This is a genomic window from Streptomyces sp. NPDC057694 (genome assembly GCF_042799415.1).
Classification (GTDB): Bacteria; Actinomycetota; Actinomycetes; order Streptomycetales; family Streptomycetaceae; genus Streptomyces.
In genome coordinates, this window is the sequence record NZ_JBHVIX010000004.1 from 186,920 (window position 1) to 203,349 (window position 16,430).

19 protein-coding genes are annotated in these 16,430 nt (G+C 73.1%); 10 read left to right on the forward strand and 9 right to left on the reverse strand.

All coding sequences use genetic code 11. From position 1 onward, the window contains the following. Nucleotides 1–39: 39 nt before the first annotated feature. Complete coding sequence (locus ACFVDP_RS13010) at nucleotides 40–549, forward strand: DinB family protein (RefSeq protein WP_383487786.1); 510 nt, start codon at nucleotides 40–42, stop codon at nucleotides 547–549. A gap of 226 nt (nucleotides 550–775) precedes the next feature. Here ACFVDP_RS13010 and ACFVDP_RS13015 read toward each other — a convergent pair whose 3' ends face one another. Genes ACFVDP_RS13015 through ACFVDP_RS13030 form a run of 4 tightly spaced genes read right to left on the reverse strand, consistent with a single transcriptional unit; the run spans nucleotide 776 to nucleotide 5,589 of the window. Continuing rightward, the gene (locus ACFVDP_RS13015) at nucleotides 776–1,888 is read right to left on the reverse strand and encodes an XdhC family protein (protein WP_383487789.1); all 1,113 of its coding nucleotides are present in this window, start codon (nucleotides 1,886–1,888) and stop codon (nucleotides 776–778) included. After that, a complete protein-coding gene (locus ACFVDP_RS13020; RefSeq protein WP_383487792.1) occupies nucleotides 1,881–4,010 on the reverse strand; it encodes a xanthine dehydrogenase family protein molybdopterin-binding subunit in 2,130 nt (709 codons plus the stop codon). Before ACFVDP_RS13020 ends, ACFVDP_RS13015 begins: the two co-directional genes overlap by 8 nt. Continuing rightward, a complete protein-coding gene (locus ACFVDP_RS13025; protein WP_383487795.1) occupies nucleotides 4,007–5,014 on the reverse strand; it encodes an FAD binding domain-containing protein in 1,008 nt (335 codons plus the stop codon). Before ACFVDP_RS13025 ends, ACFVDP_RS13020 begins: the two co-directional genes overlap by 4 nt. After that, a complete protein-coding gene (locus ACFVDP_RS13030) occupies nucleotides 5,011–5,589 on the reverse strand; it encodes a (2Fe-2S)-binding protein (RefSeq protein ID WP_383487798.1) in 579 nt (192 codons plus the stop codon). The genes ACFVDP_RS13025 and ACFVDP_RS13030 overlap by 4 nt, the downstream gene beginning before the upstream one ends. A gap of 243 nt (nucleotides 5,590–5,832) precedes the next feature. Here ACFVDP_RS13030 and ACFVDP_RS13035 point away from each other — a divergent pair, with 243 nt between their 5' ends. After that, nucleotides 5,833–6,411: a TetR/AcrR family transcriptional regulator gene (locus tag ACFVDP_RS13035; RefSeq protein WP_383487800.1), complete on the forward strand. Its 579-nt coding sequence runs from the start codon at nucleotides 5,833–5,835 to the stop codon at nucleotides 6,409–6,411. A 28-nt stretch (nucleotides 6,412–6,439) separates the two neighbouring features. Here ACFVDP_RS13035 and ACFVDP_RS13040 read toward each other — a convergent pair whose 3' ends face one another. After that, nucleotides 6,440–7,237, reverse strand: a complete 798-nt coding sequence (locus ACFVDP_RS13040) for a LysR substrate-binding domain-containing protein (protein WP_383487802.1) — start codon at nucleotides 7,235–7,237, stop codon at nucleotides 6,440–6,442. Nucleotides 7,238–7,295: 58 nt separating this feature from the next. Between ACFVDP_RS13040 and ACFVDP_RS13045 the strand changes: the two genes are divergently transcribed. Then, nucleotides 7,296–7,694 (forward strand): DUF5997 family protein, encoded by a 399-nt coding sequence (locus tag ACFVDP_RS13045; RefSeq protein ID WP_383487804.1) that lies wholly within the window; start codon nucleotides 7,296–7,298, stop codon nucleotides 7,692–7,694. Here ACFVDP_RS13045 and ACFVDP_RS13050 read toward each other — a convergent pair. Together ACFVDP_RS13050 and ACFVDP_RS13055 are read right to left on the reverse strand one after the other, a co-directional pair. Continuing rightward, a complete protein-coding gene (locus ACFVDP_RS13050; RefSeq protein ID WP_383487807.1) occupies nucleotides 7,648–9,000 on the reverse strand; it encodes an MFS transporter in 1,353 nt (450 codons plus the stop codon). The genes ACFVDP_RS13045 and ACFVDP_RS13050 overlap by 47 nt on opposite strands. Beyond that, on the reverse strand, nucleotides 8,997–9,572 hold the full coding sequence (locus ACFVDP_RS13055; RefSeq protein ID WP_383487810.1) for a helix-turn-helix domain-containing protein: 576 nt from the start codon (nucleotides 9,570–9,572) through the stop codon (nucleotides 8,997–8,999). Before ACFVDP_RS13055 ends, ACFVDP_RS13050 begins: the two co-directional genes overlap by 4 nt. Here ACFVDP_RS13055 and ACFVDP_RS13060 point away from each other — a divergent pair. Next, a complete protein-coding gene (locus ACFVDP_RS13060) occupies nucleotides 9,571–10,092 on the forward strand; it encodes a GNAT family N-acetyltransferase (protein ID WP_383487813.1) in 522 nt (173 codons plus the stop codon). The genes ACFVDP_RS13055 and ACFVDP_RS13060 overlap by 2 nt on opposite strands. Before the next feature lie 26 nt (nucleotides 10,093–10,118). Here ACFVDP_RS13060 and ACFVDP_RS13065 read toward each other — a convergent pair whose 3' ends face one another. Next, a complete protein-coding gene (locus tag ACFVDP_RS13065) occupies nucleotides 10,119–10,460 on the reverse strand; it encodes an ANTAR domain-containing protein (RefSeq protein WP_383487815.1) in 342 nt (113 codons plus the stop codon). Between the two features lie 300 nt (nucleotides 10,461–10,760). On the opposite strand from ACFVDP_RS13065, the gene ACFVDP_RS13070 reads away from it, so the two are divergent. The 5 genes from ACFVDP_RS13070 (at nucleotide 10,761) to ACFVDP_RS13090 (ending at nucleotide 14,729) form a co-directional block, all read left to right on the forward strand. Continuing rightward, nucleotides 10,761–11,720, forward strand: coding sequence for a helix-turn-helix transcriptional regulator (locus ACFVDP_RS13070; protein ID WP_383487818.1), 960 nt, complete (start codon nucleotides 10,761–10,763; stop codon nucleotides 11,718–11,720). Nucleotides 11,721–11,810: 90 nt separating this feature from the next. Continuing rightward, the gene (locus ACFVDP_RS13075) at nucleotides 11,811–12,206 is read left to right on the forward strand and encodes an ANTAR domain-containing protein (protein WP_383487821.1); all 396 of its coding nucleotides are present in this window, start codon (nucleotides 11,811–11,813) and stop codon (nucleotides 12,204–12,206) included. A 72-nt stretch (nucleotides 12,207–12,278) separates the two neighbouring features. Further along, on the forward strand, nucleotides 12,279–13,265 hold the full coding sequence (locus tag ACFVDP_RS13080; protein ID WP_383487823.1) for a GlxA family transcriptional regulator: 987 nt from the start codon (nucleotides 12,279–12,281) through the stop codon (nucleotides 13,263–13,265). After that, the gene (locus ACFVDP_RS13085; protein WP_383487826.1) at nucleotides 13,262–13,867 is read left to right on the forward strand and encodes a DJ-1/PfpI family protein; all 606 of its coding nucleotides are present in this window, start codon (nucleotides 13,262–13,264) and stop codon (nucleotides 13,865–13,867) included. Before ACFVDP_RS13080 ends, ACFVDP_RS13085 begins: the two co-directional genes overlap by 4 nt. Before the next feature lie 88 nt (nucleotides 13,868–13,955). After that, the gene (locus ACFVDP_RS13090; RefSeq protein ID WP_383487829.1) at nucleotides 13,956–14,729 is read left to right on the forward strand and encodes an NAD(P)H-dependent oxidoreductase; all 774 of its coding nucleotides are present in this window, start codon (nucleotides 13,956–13,958) and stop codon (nucleotides 14,727–14,729) included. On the opposite strand, the gene ACFVDP_RS13095 is transcribed toward ACFVDP_RS13090, so the two are convergent. Beyond that, nucleotides 14,726–15,181, reverse strand: a complete 456-nt coding sequence (locus tag ACFVDP_RS13095; RefSeq protein ID WP_383487832.1) for a GNAT family N-acetyltransferase — start codon at nucleotides 15,179–15,181, stop codon at nucleotides 14,726–14,728. The genes ACFVDP_RS13090 and ACFVDP_RS13095 overlap by 4 nt on opposite strands. Before the next feature lie 83 nt (nucleotides 15,182–15,264). On the opposite strand from ACFVDP_RS13095, the gene ACFVDP_RS13100 reads away from it, so the two are divergent. Further along, the gene (locus ACFVDP_RS13100; RefSeq protein WP_383487834.1) at nucleotides 15,265–16,314 is read left to right on the forward strand and encodes a YihY/virulence factor BrkB family protein; all 1,050 of its coding nucleotides are present in this window, start codon (nucleotides 15,265–15,267) and stop codon (nucleotides 16,312–16,314) included. The last annotated feature ends 116 nt before the right edge of the window (nucleotides 16,315–16,430 follow it).

The window sequence follows — 16,430 nt, forward strand, 5'->3', positions numbered from 1 at the left end:
CGCGCGCACGCCGTCAGGTCTCACCACGAAGGACACCCCATGACCATCGACACCCGGGTAGGACCTCCGCATTTCGGCACGGAACGCGACACGCTGCGCGCCTTCCTCGACTACCACCGCGCGACGCTCGCCATGAAGTGCGAGGGCCTGACCGACGACGAGCTGCGACAGCGGTCGATGGCACCGTCCACGCTGTCGCTGCTCGGTCTGGTGCGGCACATGGCGGAGGTGGAGCGCGCCTGGTTCCGGCGGGTGTTCGAGGACAACGCCGCGCCGATGGTCTGGTCCGACGAGGTCGACTTCCAGGCGGCGTACGACGCGAGCGCCTCGACCCGCGCCGAGGCGTTCACGGCGTGGGAGGCCGAGGTGGAGGTCTCACGGCGCATCGAGCGGGAGGCCGCGTCCCTGGACGTCGCCGGCCGTCAGCCGCGCTGGGACGAGGAGGTCTCGCTGCGGATGGTGATGGTGCACGTGCTCCTGGAGTACGGCCGCCACAACGGTCACGCCGACTTCCTGCGCGAGGGCATCGACGGCACGGTGGGGGCGTAGGAAGCACGCGAAGTGCCGCCTCCCTCCCGGGGGGGGAGGCTGCGCGCAGCGCACGCCTCAGGGGCGCGGGGAACGGCGCGAGAAGCGGCCACCGGCCGTCAGCCGACCGACCACCCGATAAGGGGCGCGGGGAACGGCGCGAGAAGCGACCACCGACCGTCAGCCGAAGTGCAACCCAGGGGCGCGGGGAACCGAACCGCAGCCGGGTGCCGCCCCGCACCACCCCTCACCCCGTATGGATCGCCCCCCGCCCCGCGACCAGCGGCACCCCGCTCCCGCCCCGGCGAACCGCCACGATCTCCGCCCCGATCGACACCGCGGTCTCCTCGGGCGTGCGCCCACCGAGGTCCAGGCCGATGGGTGACCGCAGGCGGGACAGCTCCGCCGGGGTCAGCCCCGCCTCGCGCAGCCGCCGCGCACGGTCGGCGTGCGTGCGCCGGGACCCCATGGCCCCCACGTACGCGGCGGGCAGCCGCAACGCCACCTCCAGCAGCGGCACGTCGAACTTGGCGTCGTGCGTGAGGACGCACAGCACCGTCCGCTCGTCGGTCGGTGTGGCCCGCAGATAGCGGTCGGGCCACTCGACGACGACCTCGTCGGCCTCCGGGAAGCGGGCCGCCGTCGCGAACACCGGGCGCGCGTCGCACAGGGTCACATGGAACCCGAGCAGCTTGCCCACGCGCACCAGCGCCCCGGCGAAGTCCACCGCGCCGAACACGATCATCCGGGCGGGCGGCACGCTCGACTCGACGAACAGGGTGACGTCGGCGCCGCAGCGCGCCGAGCTCTCCGGGACCGCACAGACAGCGGTGTGCCCGAGGTCCAGCAGGGCCCGGGCCTGCGCGGCGAGCCCCGCGTCGTCGGCGGAGCCCAGAGCGCCCTCCGCCGAGCCGTCGGGACGTACAAGGAGCAGCCCGCCGCCTTCGACGAGCGGCGCGGGCCCGTCGAGGACCCGGGCCAGGGCCACCGCCTCACCGCGCGCCGCGAGCACGAGGGCGGCCTCCACCGTCGTACGCGACGCGGACCCGGCGCGTACGGGGACGACGTGCACCTCGACGACGCCGCCGCAGGACAGGCCCACGGCGAACGCGTCGTCGTCGCTGTACCCGAAACTCTCCCGCACCGGCACGCCGTCCGCGAGGGCCTGCTCGCACAGTTCGTAGACGGCGCCCTCGACGCAGCCGCCGGAGACCGAGCCGATGACCTCGCCCGCGGTGTCGACGGCGAGGGCCGCGCCCGGCGGGCGGGGTGCGCTGCCGCTCACCGAGACGACGGTGGCGACGGCGAACTCCCGCCCCTGGGCGACCCATTCGGCCAGTTCGGTGGCCAGGTCAAGCATGCGGTGCTTCCCGGCGCGCCTCCGCCTCGATGATCCGGTCGGGGCGCAGCGGCAGATCGCGGTGGCGGACGCCGGTCGCGTGCCACACCGCGTTGGCGATCGCGGCGGAGGTGCCGACGATGCCGATCTCGCCGATGCCCTTGATGCCGACGGGGTCGTCCGGGTCGGGGTCCTCGACCCAGTCGGCCTCGACGGCGGGGATGTCGGCGTTGGCCGCGAAGTGGTAGCCCGCGAAGTCCGCGCCGACGTGGCCGCCGGACGCCTGGTCGCGCACCGCCTCCTCGTGCAGCGCCATGGAGATGCCCCAGGTCATGCCGCCTGTCAACTGGCTGCGCGCGGTGAGGGGGTTGATGATGCGGCCCGCCGCGAAGACGCCGAGGAGGCGGCGCACCCGGACCTCGCCGGTGGCGACGTCCACGGAGACCTCGGCGAACTGCGCGCCGAACGAGTGCCGTTCCTTCTGCGCGAGTTCGGCGACGAGCCCCGCGGTGTCCGTGCGGGCGGTGATGCCGCCCTCCGGGATCTCCCCGGGCGCGAGCGGCAGCGTCTCGCGCAGTTCGCGGGCGGCGGCCATGACGGCCCAGCCCCAGGAGCGGGTGCCCATCGATCCGCCGGAGACCCAGGCGGGCCCGAAGTCGCTGTCGGCGATGTGGACATGGACCCGGTCGGGGGTCACGTCCAGCTCGTCCGCGGCGATCGACGACAGGGCCGTGCGCGCGCCCGTACCGACGTCGGAGGCCGTGATCCGGACCGTGAAGGTGCCGTCCTGCTCGGCGGTCACCGACGCCGTGGACGGGGCGACCCCGGAGGGGAACGTCGACGCGGACACGCCCGTGCCGATGAGCAGGCTGCCTTCGCGGCGGGTGCGGGGCCGCGGATCGCGCTCCGCCCAGCCGAACCGGCGCGCGCCCTCGTCGAAGCAGGCCAGCAGGTTGCGGCTGCTGAACGGCAGGCCCGAGACCGGCCCCACCTCGGGTTCGTTGCGCACGCGCAGCGCGATCGGGTCCATGCCGAGCTTCTCGGCGAGTTCGTCGAGCGCGCACTCCACGGCGAACGAGCCGGGGGCCTCGCCCGGCGCCCGCATGAACGTCGGCGTCGGCACGTCCACCGGCACCACCCGGTGCACGGTGTGGTGCGCGTCGGCCGCGTACATCGCGCGGGCGTACCCGGCGCTCGACTCGATGAACTCCTTCACGGTCGAGGTCATGCTGGTGGCCTCGTGACCGAGGGCGCGCAGTCGCCCGTCGGGCCCGGCGCCGAGCCGCACGCGCTGCACGGTCGGGCTGCGGTAGCCGGTGGCCGCGAAGACCTGACGGCGTGTCATGGAGATCCGGACCGGGCGCTGGAGCTGGGTCGCGGCCATCACGGCGGCGACGTGGTGGGCCCGGACGCCCTTGGAGCCGAAGGCGCCGCCGACGTGCTCGGAGCGGACGCGGACGGCCGACAGGTCGAGCGAGAACAGCTTGGCCAGTTCGTCGGCGACCCACATGCTGCCCTGGTTGGAGTCGACGAGTTCCAGGCGGCCGTCCTCCCAGCGGGCGGTGCACGCGTGCGGTTCCATGGCGCTGTGGTGCTGCTCGGGCGTCGTGTACGTGGCGTCGAGCACCACGGCGGACGCGGCGAGCTCGGCCTCCAGGTCGCCCTTGGCCTGGGTCTGGGCCTCGGGCGTGTAGGCGGCGGGGTGGTCGGCGCGGAACACGCTGTCGTGCGGCTCGACGTCGTACTCGACGGCGAGCGCCTCGGCGGCCTCCCTGGCCTGCTCGGACGTCTCGGCGACGACGAGAGCGACGGGCCAGCCCGCGTGCGGCACCCGGTCGTCCTGGAAGACGCCGAGGATGGGGTCGGGGGCGCCGAGCTGGCCGACGTAGTCGGTGGACACCCGTGGCGCGTTCCCGTGGTGCAGGACGGTGAGGACGCCGGGCATGGCACGGACCGCCTCGTCGCCGATCGCGCGGATCCGGCCGCGCGCCACCGTCGACAGCACCAGCCAGCCGTGGGCGAGTTCGGTGAACGGCAGCTCGCTCGCGTAGCGGGCCGTGCCGGTGACCTTCTCCAGGCCCTCGATGCGGGTGCGCGCGGAGCCGACCGAGCGCTGCCCGGTGGTCGTGGCTGTGGTGGTCATCGGCCGGCCTCCTGGTCGGAATCGAGATCGGTCAGTTCGGTGAGCATGGCCACGACGAGGTTGCGCATCAGGGGCACCTTGTACGCGTTGTGCGGCAGCGGGCTCGCCGCCGCGAGTTCGGCGTCGGCCGCTGCGGCGAACGCCTCGCCGGTCGCGGGCCCGCCGAGCAGCGCACGCTCGGCGGTCCTGGCCCGCCACGGCCGGGACGCGACCGCGCCGAACGCGAGGCGTACGTCGTGCACGACCCCGTCCCGCACGTCGAGGGCGGCGGCCACCGAGCCGATGGCGAAGGCGTACGAGGCGCGCTCGCGCACCTTGCGGTAGCGGGAGTGGGTGGCGACGGGCGCGGGCGGCAGGACGACCCCGGTGATGAGCGCGCCGGCGGGGAGGGCCGTCTCCCGGTGCGGGGTGTCACCGACGGACAGATAGAAGTCGGCGAGCGCCAACTCCCCTTCGCCCTCGGCCGTTTCGTACGTCACGACCGCGTCGAAGGCGGCGAGCGCGACGCCCATGTCGGACGGGTGCACGGCCACGCAGTGCTCACTCGCGCCGAGGACCGCGGCGTTGTGGTGCTCGCCCTCGACCGCGGGGCAACCGCTGCCCGGCACCCGCTTGTTGCACGCCTTGCTGACGTCGGTGAAGTAGGCGCAGCGGGTGCGCTGGAGCAGATTGCCGCCGACGGTCGCCATGTTCCGCAGCTGCCCGGAGGCGCCGGCCAGGACGGCCTGGCTGAGCGCCGGGTAGCGCCGGCGGACCTCGGGGTGGGCGGCGAGGTCGCTGTTGGTGACCGTGGCGCCGATCCGCAGCCCGCCGTCGGGGGTGGGCTCGATCCGGTCCAGGGGCAGTTCCCGTACGTCGACGAGGCGCGCGGGGCGCTCGACCCCGGCCTTCATCAGGTCGACGAGGTTGGTGCCGCCGCCGAGGAAGCGTGCCTCGGGGTCGGCGCCGAGCACCGCCACGGCGCCGGAGACGTCGTGCGCCCGCTCGTATCCGAACTCCTTCATGCCAGCTGCTCCTTCGCCTCGGCGGTCGGCTGCGCGGTCGTGGTCCGGGCGGCCTGCTCGACCGCCCGCACGATCGACCCGTAGGCGCCGCAGCGGCACAGATTGCCGCTCATCCGTTCCCTGATCTCCTCCGGGGTCAGCGGTGGCGGCCCGGCCTCGGGCCGCACGTCGCCGGTGGCCGCGCTGGGCCAGCCCGCCGCGTGCTCGTCCAGGACGGCGAGCGCCGAGCAGATCTGGCCGGGCGTGCAGTAGCCGCACTGGTACCCGTCGAGTTCGAGGAACGCCTGCTGGACCGGGTGCAGCCGGTCGCCCTCGGCGACGCCTTCGATGGTGGTGATCTCGCGTCCTTCGGCGGCGACCGCGAGCTGGAGACAGGACACCGCGCGGCGTCCGTCGACGAGCACGGTGCAGGCTCCGCACTGCCCCTGGTCGCAGCCCTTCTTGGTACCGGTGAGATCGAGCCGCTCGCGCAGGGCGTCGAGCAGGGTGGTGCGGTGATCGACGGGCAGGGTGTGCTTCTCCCCGTTGACGTGCAAAGTGATCGTGCTGGACGCGGAGTTGTCGGCCGGAGCCATGAACAGCCTTCTTTCGCAGTTGCGTTGCTCTGGTGCGAGGAGAATCGGCGCTGTACGCAGGGTGGGGGCGGCGGTTTGACGTACGTCCCGGTGGGACGACTCGGTGGGACGACTCGGTGTGGGGGTGCGTCGGGGGACTATGGTGAACCTAAGTGGACACCTGTCCGTTCTACGGTCATCGACCGTAGTGGACAACTGTCCGCTCAGCAAGGACGTTTCCGCGCCAGAGCCGAAGGAGGACGCGTGGGCCACCCGGACAAGCCGGCACCGTTGCGCTCGGACGCCCAGCGCAACCGCGAGCGCATCCTGGAGGTGGCCCTGGCGGAGCTGACCCGGTCGGCCGACGCGCCGCTGAGCGCGATCGCGAAGAAGGCCGGCGTCGGGCAGGGGACGTTCTACCGCAACTTCCCCAGCCGGGAGGCGCTCGTCCTGGAGGTGTACCGGTACGAGGTGCAGCAGGTCGCCGACACCGCGGCCCAGTTGCTGTGCGCCCGCTCGCCGGAGGTGGCGCTGCGGGAGTGGATGGACCGGCTCGCCCAGTACGCGATGGCGAAGGCGGGTCTCGCGAACGCGCTGCGGGAGGCGACGACGGCCCCCGGCGCGTTCAAGAGCATCGCCCACGGCCTGCTCACGGACGCGGTCACCCTCCTCCTCGCCGCGAACGAGGAGGCGGGCACGATCCGCCCCGGTGTGAGCACCGACGACTTCATGCTGGCGATAGCGGGCCTGTGGCAGATCGACGCGCGGGGCGACTGGCAGTCACGCGCGGGCCGCCTGCTCGATCTGGTGATGGACGGGTTGCGGGCCGGGGCGCCGCGCTGACCCGCCACGGCCCCGCAGACGTCCGTGCCTACGAGCGCTTGCGAGGCTTGCCCCGCTTGCCGCCCGCCTGCTTGCCGCCCTGTGCCTTTCCGCCCTGCTTGCGGCCGCCGGCCGCCTTCTGCTGCGGACGGCCCACGCCGCCCTTGCCCGGGGTGGCGGGCTTCTTCTTGGCGGGGCGCTCGGCGGGGGCCTGGGTGCGGCCCCGGGAGCTGTTGACGGTGCGGCCGCGCACGATGCCGATGAGGTCCTCGACCTCGTCGGTGGTCCGCTCCTCCGGCCAGGCCAGCGCGACGTCGGAGCCCGGCGCGTCCGTGACCGTGCGGTACGTGAGGTCGCGGCGGTGGTGCAGCCGGGCCAGGGACTGCGGCACGACGACCAGGCCGACGCCCGCGGCGACCAGCTCGACGGCGTCGGCGGTGGTCGCCGGCCGCTCGAACGCAGGCTGTCCCGGCGGGCGCTCCGCCCACTCCAGTACGTCGTCGAGCGGGTGCTGGACGATCTCGTCCGCGAGGTCGTCCAGGGTGACCTCCTCGACGGCGGCCACGGCATGGTCCTTGGGGACCACGACGACGGTCGTCTCCGTGTACAGGGGGATCGCGCTGAAGAACGTACGGTCCACGGGCAGCCGCACCAGACCGGCGTCGGCGGCGCCGCCGCGCAGAATGTCGGACACCTCGGCGGCGGACACGGGGACCAGCTCCAGCGGCACGTCGGGCAGCCGCTCGCGCCAGATCCGCACCCACTTGGCGGGGGTGGCTCCGGGAACGTACGCGAGCCTGAACCCGGGGGCCGCGGGCGGTGCGGGGTTTTCTTCCGTGCCTGTCACGCAGCCAGGCTACCCGGCGTGGTCGGACGTTTCTTCGGGGCTCGTTACCCTTGACCTCATGAGTTCGCACCAGACCGCCCAGACGATGAAGCCCGCCACCGCGGCGAAGAAGCTGGGTGTGTACCTCGATGCCACGCCCGCCGAGTTCCGGGACGGCGTCGTCTCGCGCGCCGAACTGGCCGCGCTGCAGTCCGACCCGCCCGAGTGGCTCGTCGCGCTGCGCACCGACGGCCCGCACCCGCGCCCGGTCGTCGCGCAGAAGCTGGGCGTCTCCATCGCGGGCCTGGCCCGCGGCGGCGTCACCGAGGCCCTCACCACGGACCAGATCGAGGCTCTCAAGACCGAGAACCCCGAGTGGCTCCAGCAGGAGCGGGCCACGCAGGCCGACGTCCGCAAGGAGACCGTCCGCATCAAGAAGAAGCACGCCGACGAAGCCGCTCGCCGCTCCGAGGACTGACCCGCGCCTCTTTCGTCTGCGGGTGCGTCGTGGCTGGTCGCGCAGTTCCCCGCGCCCCTGGAGGTGCGCACTTCGTGCGCCACCTCCATCGATGAAGGCATGCGGCGAAGCCGCAGCCTTCAGGGGCGCGGGGAACTGCGCGAGAAGCCCCACCGGCCGGCACCTTCTCCACCACCGCGAGAAGCCCGGCCAGGGCCAACGCCGCCAGCACCACCCCGGCCGCCACCGCCCATCCCAGGGAGACCAGGGGCGCGGCAACGGCGGAGCCCACCGCGCCGGCGCTGAAGTACAGCAGCAGATACACCCCGCTGAGGCTCCCGCCCCGCCCCGGATCGACCCCGAGGATCCGGGCCTGATTGGCGGCCTGCGCGGTGAAGCACCCGGCGTCGAGCAGCGCGAGCCCCGCCCCGGTGAGCACCGGCCGCCCGAGCCCCGCGCACAGCACCCCGGCCCCGACCGCGGCCACGCCCATGCTCACGCAGATCACCGCGCGCGGCGAGTACCGGTCACCCAGCCGCCCGGCCACCGGCAGCGCGGCGAACCCCAGCGCCCCGGCGAGGCTGTAGAGCCCGATGGCCGCGGCGTCGAGGCCGTACGGGGCCTGCGCGAGCCGCACCGTGAGCGCCACCCAGACGAGGCTGAAGGCGAAGTACCACAGGCTGCCCTGGACGACGGCCCGGCGCAGGGTGCGGTACCGGCGCAGCAGTCCGGGCAGCGCGGCGAGCGTCGCCAGATAGCCGCCCCGCGGCGCGGGCCGACCGGCCGGCAGCCGCCACCACGCGCCGCCCGCGCAGACCAGCACGAGCCCGGCGAAGACGAGCAGCATCGCGCGCCAGCCGAACGTCTGGGCGAGCGCCCCGCCGACGAGGCGGCTGAGCAGGATCCCGGCCGACATCCCGGCGGCGACGAGCCCCACGGCCGCGCCGCGCCGCTCCCCCGGCACCCCGCGCCCGGCGATCGCCGACGCCATGGCGCTCACACTCGCCCCGGCGCCCACGACGACGTACGCGACGAGCAGCGGCCCGAGGGTGCGCGCGCTCGCCGCGAGCAGCAGACCGGCGCTCAGGAGCAGGAGCTGCCCCGTGACCAGCCGGCGCGGCGCCGCCCGGTCGACGAGCGGCAGCAGGAACGCGAAACCGGCGATGCAGCCGGCGAGCGCGGCCGTGGTGACGAGGCCGACGGCGGCCGTCGAGGTGCCGGTGTCGCGGGCGATGTCGCCGAGTGCGGGCTGGACGGCGTAGTTGTTGGCGATGGCGATCCCCGCGGTGCAGCCGAGGAGCGCGACCCCGCCGCGGGGCAGGCTCACGGCGCCTCGTCCCGGACGAGCACGACCGCGTAACGGCATTCGGTCTGCGTGGAGTTGACGAAGACGCACGGTGCCGGGGCGCCCAGTTCGACGGTGTCTCCGGCGGACAGCTCGTGCACGGACTCGCCCTCGCGGAAGGTGAGATGCCCGTCGAGCACCCAGATGATCTGCCGGTGGAACGCGAACGCGGCCGCCGGGTAGGGCACTTCGGCTCCGGCGGGCAGCCGGACCTCGGCCACTTCGGCGGGGAACCCCGGACCGGAGATCTGCCGCCGCGCGTATCCCGTCTCGGGGTCGAGCCACTGCGGCGCGGCCTCGGCCCGCCGGACGCGCTCGGCCTCGGCCGTGCCGTCCGGGTCGAGCAGCGTGGCCACGCTCAGCCGGAACGCGGCCGAGAGCTTGCCGAGCACCACGGCGGTCGGATTGCTCTCGCCCCGCTCGATCCGGTGGATCATCGCGCGCGAGACGCCGGAGGCGTCGGCGAGCTCCGCGAGGGTCCAGTCACGCCGGTCGCGCTCCGCGCGGATGCGGGCGCCGATCCGCTCCACCAGGGGATCTATCATATTGGACATGGATCTACGATATGAGACGCGGCCGGGGTCCGTGAAGGTCCGCGCGGCGCACGCGGCCGATCTGGACGCCGTCCTCGGCATCCGCAATCACGCCATCGTGCACGGCACGGCCCTGTGGACGGACACGCCGCAGTCCCGGGACGAGGGCGCGGCCTGGCTCGGCGCGCATCTGGAGCGCGGTTCCGCGTACGTGGCCGACAGCGAGGGGGACGTCGTCGGGTTCGGGGTCTATGGCCCCTGGAAGGACTACTCCGGGTTCCGGCACACGGTGGAGAACTCGGTCTACGTCGCCGAGGGCGAGCACGGCCGTGGGATCGGATCCAGCCTTCTCGGCACGCTGGTCGCGTCGGCGGAGGCCGCGGGCCTGCACGTCATGATCGCCGGGATCGAGGCGAGCAACGCCGCTTCGGTCCGGCTGCACGAGCGGCACGGTTTCACGCACGCGGGGACGGTGCGGGAGGTCGGCACGAAGTTCGGCAAGTGGCTCGATCTGACGCTGATGCGGCGCCGGCTGGGCTGAGGCGGACGGGAGGGCGGGCGCGGTGATCAGCCGGCCGACTCCCGGCCTCCGCCCTCTCCACCCGTACTGTCCTTGCCGTCCCTGCTGTCCCTACTGTCCCTGTTGTCGCTGCTGTCCCTGTCGTCCAGGCTTCGCGCCCGCAGGAGTGCGATGTCGAGGGCCTGGCGGGTGTCGTCCGGCAGTTCTCCGCCGTAGGTCCACGCGACCACCTGCCCGGAGATCTCCCGCAGTTTGGTGTTCGTGTGCTGCGAGACCTCTTTGAGGACGGCCCAGCCCTGGTCGGGGGTGAGCCCGCCGAGCGCGATGACCACACCGATCGCCTGGTCGACGACGGTGTGGGAGACGATGGCCTGCTGCAGCTGACGCATCTCGTCCTGCAGCCCGGTGATTTTCGGACACCGGCCGTCCTGACGCGTCACGTCGCCGCGCGCCTCCGTTCCTGTTCCGCGCGTCTGCGCGCGCCTCGTCGTGGTGCCGTTCACGGCACGAACACAACTCTGCTCAGCGGCGACCGCCGACACGACACGGCAAACGAAAAGTGCAGGTCGGGGCTGTCCAGAAAACGAAGCGGGCGAGGCCCCCGAAAGGGGGTTTCGTGGCGGTGACACAGCCGACAGTCATATTCTTCTCTGCTGGAACAAGGCAGTGGAGCATGAGGCGAGGTAGGCATGGACACCCTGCACTTCGACAGCAGCGATCTCGAGGTGACGGAGGACTTCCTCTCCCGGAACTACGCGCGGATGCGGATCGGCAACGGCACGCCGGACGCCGGCCGGGCCCGGATCAGGCGCGACGCGATGCCCGGCGTGACCGTCGACGAGCTCGATCTCGACTTCGACATGAGCTACGACGTGACGCCGCTGCAGAAGATCTGCCTGTGCCTCGTCCACGAAGGCACCATCCGCGACCACGGGTTCGGGGACGTCGAGGACGCCTTCGGCCCCGGTGACGTCGTCTCGTTCGCCCCGCCCGAACTGCCGTACCAGGGGCGGATCTGCGCCGCGCGCTACAACATCACCATGCTCGACCCCGAGCTGCTGACCAGGGTCGCGGCCATCGACCCGCGGGCCGAGCCCGGTCCGGTGAAGCTCCTCGGGCACCGGCCGACCTCCGCATCGGCGGCCGCGTATCTGCGGCGGACCGTCAACCACGTACGGGACCACGTGCTCGGCGATCCCGACATGGCGGCCGAGCCGCTGGTCGTGTCGACCGCCGCCCAGCACCTCGCCGCGAGCGTGCTGGCCGCCTTCCCCAACACGGCGCTCATCGATCCGACCGGGACGGACCGCCACGACGCGCACTCGGCCACGCTGCGGCGCGCCGTCGCCCATATCGACGAGCACGCGCACGAAGCGCTCACCGTGGCGGAGATCGCCGCCGCGGCCCATGTCACCGTCCGGGCGCTGCAGTACGCGTTCCGCCGCCATCTGGACACGACGCCGCTCGCACATCTGCGCCGGGTCCGTCTGGAGCGGGCCCACGCCGACCTGCGCGACGCCGATCCGACCACGGGTGTGACGGTCACGGGCATCGCCGCACGCTGGGGTTTCTACCACCCCGGCCGCTTCGCGACGCTCTACCGCGACACCTACGGGCGCCCCCCGCACCACACGCTGACCGGCAACTGACCGATCACTGATCGCCCCCCCCTGACCGACCTCTGACGACCGTCCCTGCCCGCCCCGACGCACACCCCCCTGGCCCCCGGAGGTAGCGCCTTGCAACCCGACGCCCGTGACGCACGTGACGCACGTGACGCCAAGACCGGATCCGACGACGGCACCGAGCCGCCCGAGCGGCTCGTCGCGCGGATGGAGGCCGAGATCGCCGGCCTGCGCCGCTCGGTCTCCGCGCACGCCGGGATCGACCAGGCGGTCGGCGTGATCCTCACGATGGGCCGGATGACGCCCGCCGAGGCCCGGGACACCCTGCACGAGGTCGCCGCACGCACCGGCGTCACGACGGCCCACCTGGCGCGACTGCTCGTCGACTACCCCCGCACCGGCCTGCTCCCCGGCCCTGTCCGGCAGGAGTTGGAGGCCCAGGTCGTCCGGCGCTGCACACCGGCCGAGCGGGAGCCGGACCCGGCGCCGGAGCGGCCGCCCACGGAGTAGCCGGATGCGATGGCACGATCCGTGGGGTGCGTGTCGTTGACGCCATCCGTGACCGCGTCAGATCGTTGAGGGGTGACTCAGCGCCGCATCACTTTCGTGGTCTTCGAAGGATTCCAGTCGCTCGACCTCGTCGGACCGTACGAGGTGTTCCAGCACGCCGCCCGGCTCGGCGGCTCCTACGCCTGCGAGGTCGTCGCACCCGGTGGCGGTGGGGTGCGCGCGAGCAGCGGACTGCTCATGCACACCGATCACCCGGTGCCCGGACGGGACCCGGCGGGCGTGGACACGCTGGTGGTGGCCGGCGGCCGGGGAGTCGACACGGCACGCGAGGACGCGGAACTGGTGGACTGGGTGCGCGAAGCGGCGTCCGGGGCCCGGCGCGTCGCCTCGGTGTGCAGCGGCGTGTTCCTGCTCGCGGCCGCCGGTCTTCTGACAGGGCGGCGGGTCACCACGCACTGGGCCCGTGAGCGTCAACTGACCTCGGAGCACCCGGAGATCCGCGCGGACTGCGGCCCCGTCTTCATCCGCGACGGACACGTCTGGACCTCCGCCGGGGTCACCGCCGGCATGGATCTCGCCCTGGCGCTGGTCGAGGACGACCTGGGGCGGGACACCGCGCACGTCGTCGCCCGTGAACTGGTCCTCTTCCTGCGCCGCCCCGGCACCCAGGCACAGTTCAGCGTGGCGATGTCCACCCGGCCCCCGGAGACCGACCCGGTGCGGGCGGCCGTCGCCGCGATCCACGCGGATCCCGGTGCCCGGCACTGCGTCGACGACCTCGCCACGCACGCCGCGCTCAGCCCACGCCACCTGCAGCGCCGCTTCACCTCGGAAGTGGGCGTGACCCCCGCCGCGTACGTGGAGCAGGTGCGGGTGGAGGCGGCCCAGCGGTCGCTCGCCGAGGGCGACGAGCCGGTGGAGGCCGTCGCGCGGCGGAACGGCTTCGGCACGGCGGAGACGCTGCGGCGCACCTTTCACCGGCGGCTCGGAGTGGCGCCGTCCGAGTACCGGGCCCGCTTCCGCTCGACCCAGCCACTCAGCAAGGGAGTTCCATCATGACGGTGTACGGAGTGCTCGTCTTCGACGACGCAGAGGATCTGGATGTCGTAGGGCCGTGGCAGGTGTTCACCACGTCCGCGCGGCTGCGCGGGGACGTCGACCGGGCGGTGCTCGTCGCCGAGCGCGACGGGCCCGTGCGCTTCGCCAAGGGGCTGCGGGTGCTGGCCGACCACACGCTCGACGATCATCCGGCGCTGGACGTGGTGACGGTGCCCGGCGGGCTCGGGGCGCGCACCGCCCAGTTGGAGAACCCGGTGGTCACCGGGTGGATCGCGCGGCGGGCCGAGTCGGCGGGGTGGGTGCACAGCGTGTGCACCGGGGCCCTTCTGCTGCATGCCGCGGGAGTGGTCCAAGGGCGGCGGGTCGCCACGCACTGGGCTTCGGAGGACCGACTGGAGGCGCTCGGCGGGGTCACCGTCGTGCGGGACGCCCGTTATGTCGTCGACGGCACGGTGCTGACCAGCCAGGGCGTCTCGGCCGGTATCGACAGCGCGCTCTGGCTCGTCGGGCGGCTGCACGGCCGTGACCACGCGCGGGCGGTGCGGCGTGCGCTCCAGTACGATCCGGCGCCGCCGTACATGGCGGACGAACCGGGCGCCTGAGCCGTCACCGTCGACTGGCCGGATTCTTATGCCTCGTGGCCATCTGGCCACTGATGGAGTCCGGGGGCGGGCGCGCACGATCGAGGACATGAACATCCTCTGGGTCTTCGCCCATCCCGAACAGCGCTCCCTCAACGGTTCCCTGATGACGGACGCCCTGCGCACCCTCGACGGGCTCGGGCACTCGTACGAGGTCTCCGATCTGTACGCCATGAAGTGGAAGGCGGTGCTCGACGCCGACGACTTCGGCTGCCCGTCGCCCGGCGGGGAGCGGCTGTTCGTCGGGGCCGCGCAGGAACGCGCGTACACGAACAGCGAGTTGAGCGCCGACATCCGCGGCGAGATCGAGAAGCTGGCCCGGGCCGACGTGGTGGTCCTGCACTTCCCGCTGTGGTGGTTCGGGCCGCCCGCCATCCTGAAGGGGTGGTTCGACAGGGTCCTGGTGCAGGGTCTCGGCTTCGGGGTGAAGGCGCCGGACGGGCACACCCGCCGCTACGGCGACGGCGGTCTGACCGGCAAGCGCGCCCTGGTCGTCACGTCGGTGGGCGCCCGGCCGGCCGGATTCGGGCCGCGCGGGATCCACGGCCATGTCGACGAGGTGCTGTTCCCGCTGCTGCACGGCACGTTCTGGTACACGGGGATGGCGCCGCTCGCGCCGTTCGTGGTCCACGGCGCCGACCGGCACGACGCGGCGGACTACGCCCGGACGTCGGCCGCGCTGCAAGAGCGGCTGCGTACGCTGCCCGACGCCGAGCCACTGGCGTACCGCACCGAGGCGGGCGGCGCGTACGACGAGGACCTCGTGCTGCGGCCGGACCACGCGCCGGGCCGCGACGGGCTCGGCGTCCATCTGGCGGGCTAGCCCGCCCTGACGTCCGGCGTGCGGCGCACCATGAACACGTCGACCGGGTCCTCGGACTCGACAGTGAACCCGAGCCGCTCGTACAGGCGTTGCGCCTGGCTGCCCTGCAACACATCGAGCCGGACCACGACGCCGTCCCGGTCGCAGCGGTCGAGGAGGTGGCGCAGAACGGCCGTGCCGATGCCGCTGCCCTGGAGGTGCGGCTCGAGGAAGAAGTGCTCCAGCCAGCGGCAGTCCTCGGCCGGGCGCAGCGCGACGCACCCGGCGAACGCGCCGCCGACCTCGATCACCCAGGCGTACGCGGGCACGAACCCGTCCCGGAACCGCTGCCGCACGCGCTGCGGATCGAACCGGCCGAGCCGCTCCAGATCGGGGCGCATCACCACGGCCCGCAGTTCCACGATCGTCTCGATGTCGGCCTCTTGAGCAGGCCTTATCTCCCAGTCCGCCATGACGGTGACCCTACCGGGGGCGTGGGAGGCGCCGTCGCGGGCACCCGGAGCGCGGACCGGCCCATCAGCCCCGAGGAGACGTCATGACCGGTGAGCGGCACAGCGACGAGGCGCGGGACGGGTCGGATACACAGGAGCCGCAGGAGACGCAGGAGCCCCGGGACCCGACCGATCTGCCCGCCCGCTCGTGGTGGGCCGTGGTGCGCCGCACCGCCAAGGAGTTCCTCGACGACGATCTGCCCGACAAGGCGGCCGCCCTCACCTACTACGGCGTGCTGTCGCTGTTCCCCGCGCTGCTGGTGCTGATCTCCGGGCTCGGCGTCATCGGCGAGACGGCGACCAAGAGCGTGCTCGACAACCTGCGCCATCTCGCGCCCGGCCCGGTACGGGATCTGCTGGGCAATGCCGTGGTGGAGCTCCAGGGCGCGGGCGGCACGAGCGGGGTCGTCGCAGTGGTGAGCCTGGTGGCGGCCGTCTGGTCGGCGTCCGGTTACGTCGGCGCGTTCATCCGCACCGCGAACGCCGTGTACGACCTGCCGGAGGGCCGCCCGGTGTGGAAGGTCACTCCGCTGCGGCTGGCGCTGACGGTGACGCTGATGGTGCTGCTCTCGCTCAGCGCGACGATCGTCGTGTTCACAGGACCGCTGGCGCGCCGGGCCGGTGAGGCGATCGGCGCCGGGGACGCGGCGGTCACCACCTGGAACATCGCGAAGTGGCCGGTGCTGCTCGTGCTGGTGGTGCTGATGGTGGCGCTGCTGTTCTGGCGCGCGCCCAACGTCCGTGGCGCCGGCTTCCGCTGGCTGAGCCCGGGCAGCGTCGTCGCGGTGCTGCTGTGGCTGCTGGCCTCCGGGGTCTTCGCCCTGTACGTGGCGGGATTCAGCTCGTACAACAAGACGTACGGCACCCTGGCCGGCGTCATCATCTTCCTGGTCTGGCTGTGGCTGTCGAACCTGGCGGTCCTGCTCGGTCTGGAGTTCGACGCGGAACTGGCCCGGCAGCGCGCCATCTCCGGTGGTCTGCCGGAGGGGCAGGAGCCGTACGTGGAGCCGCGCGACACCCGTAAGTGGCCGGCCAAGATGCGCCGTCGGGCCCGGCTCCAGAAGGGTCCGCAGAACGCCGGCCAGACCGAGTGACACCAGGGGGCGGTACCGGCGAACGGCACAGGGAGCGGCTTTGTCAGCCAAATGACAAGGCCGCTCCCGTACGTTCGGGGTCCGCGCACAAGAGGCCGTGGTGCGGGCTGCGGCAC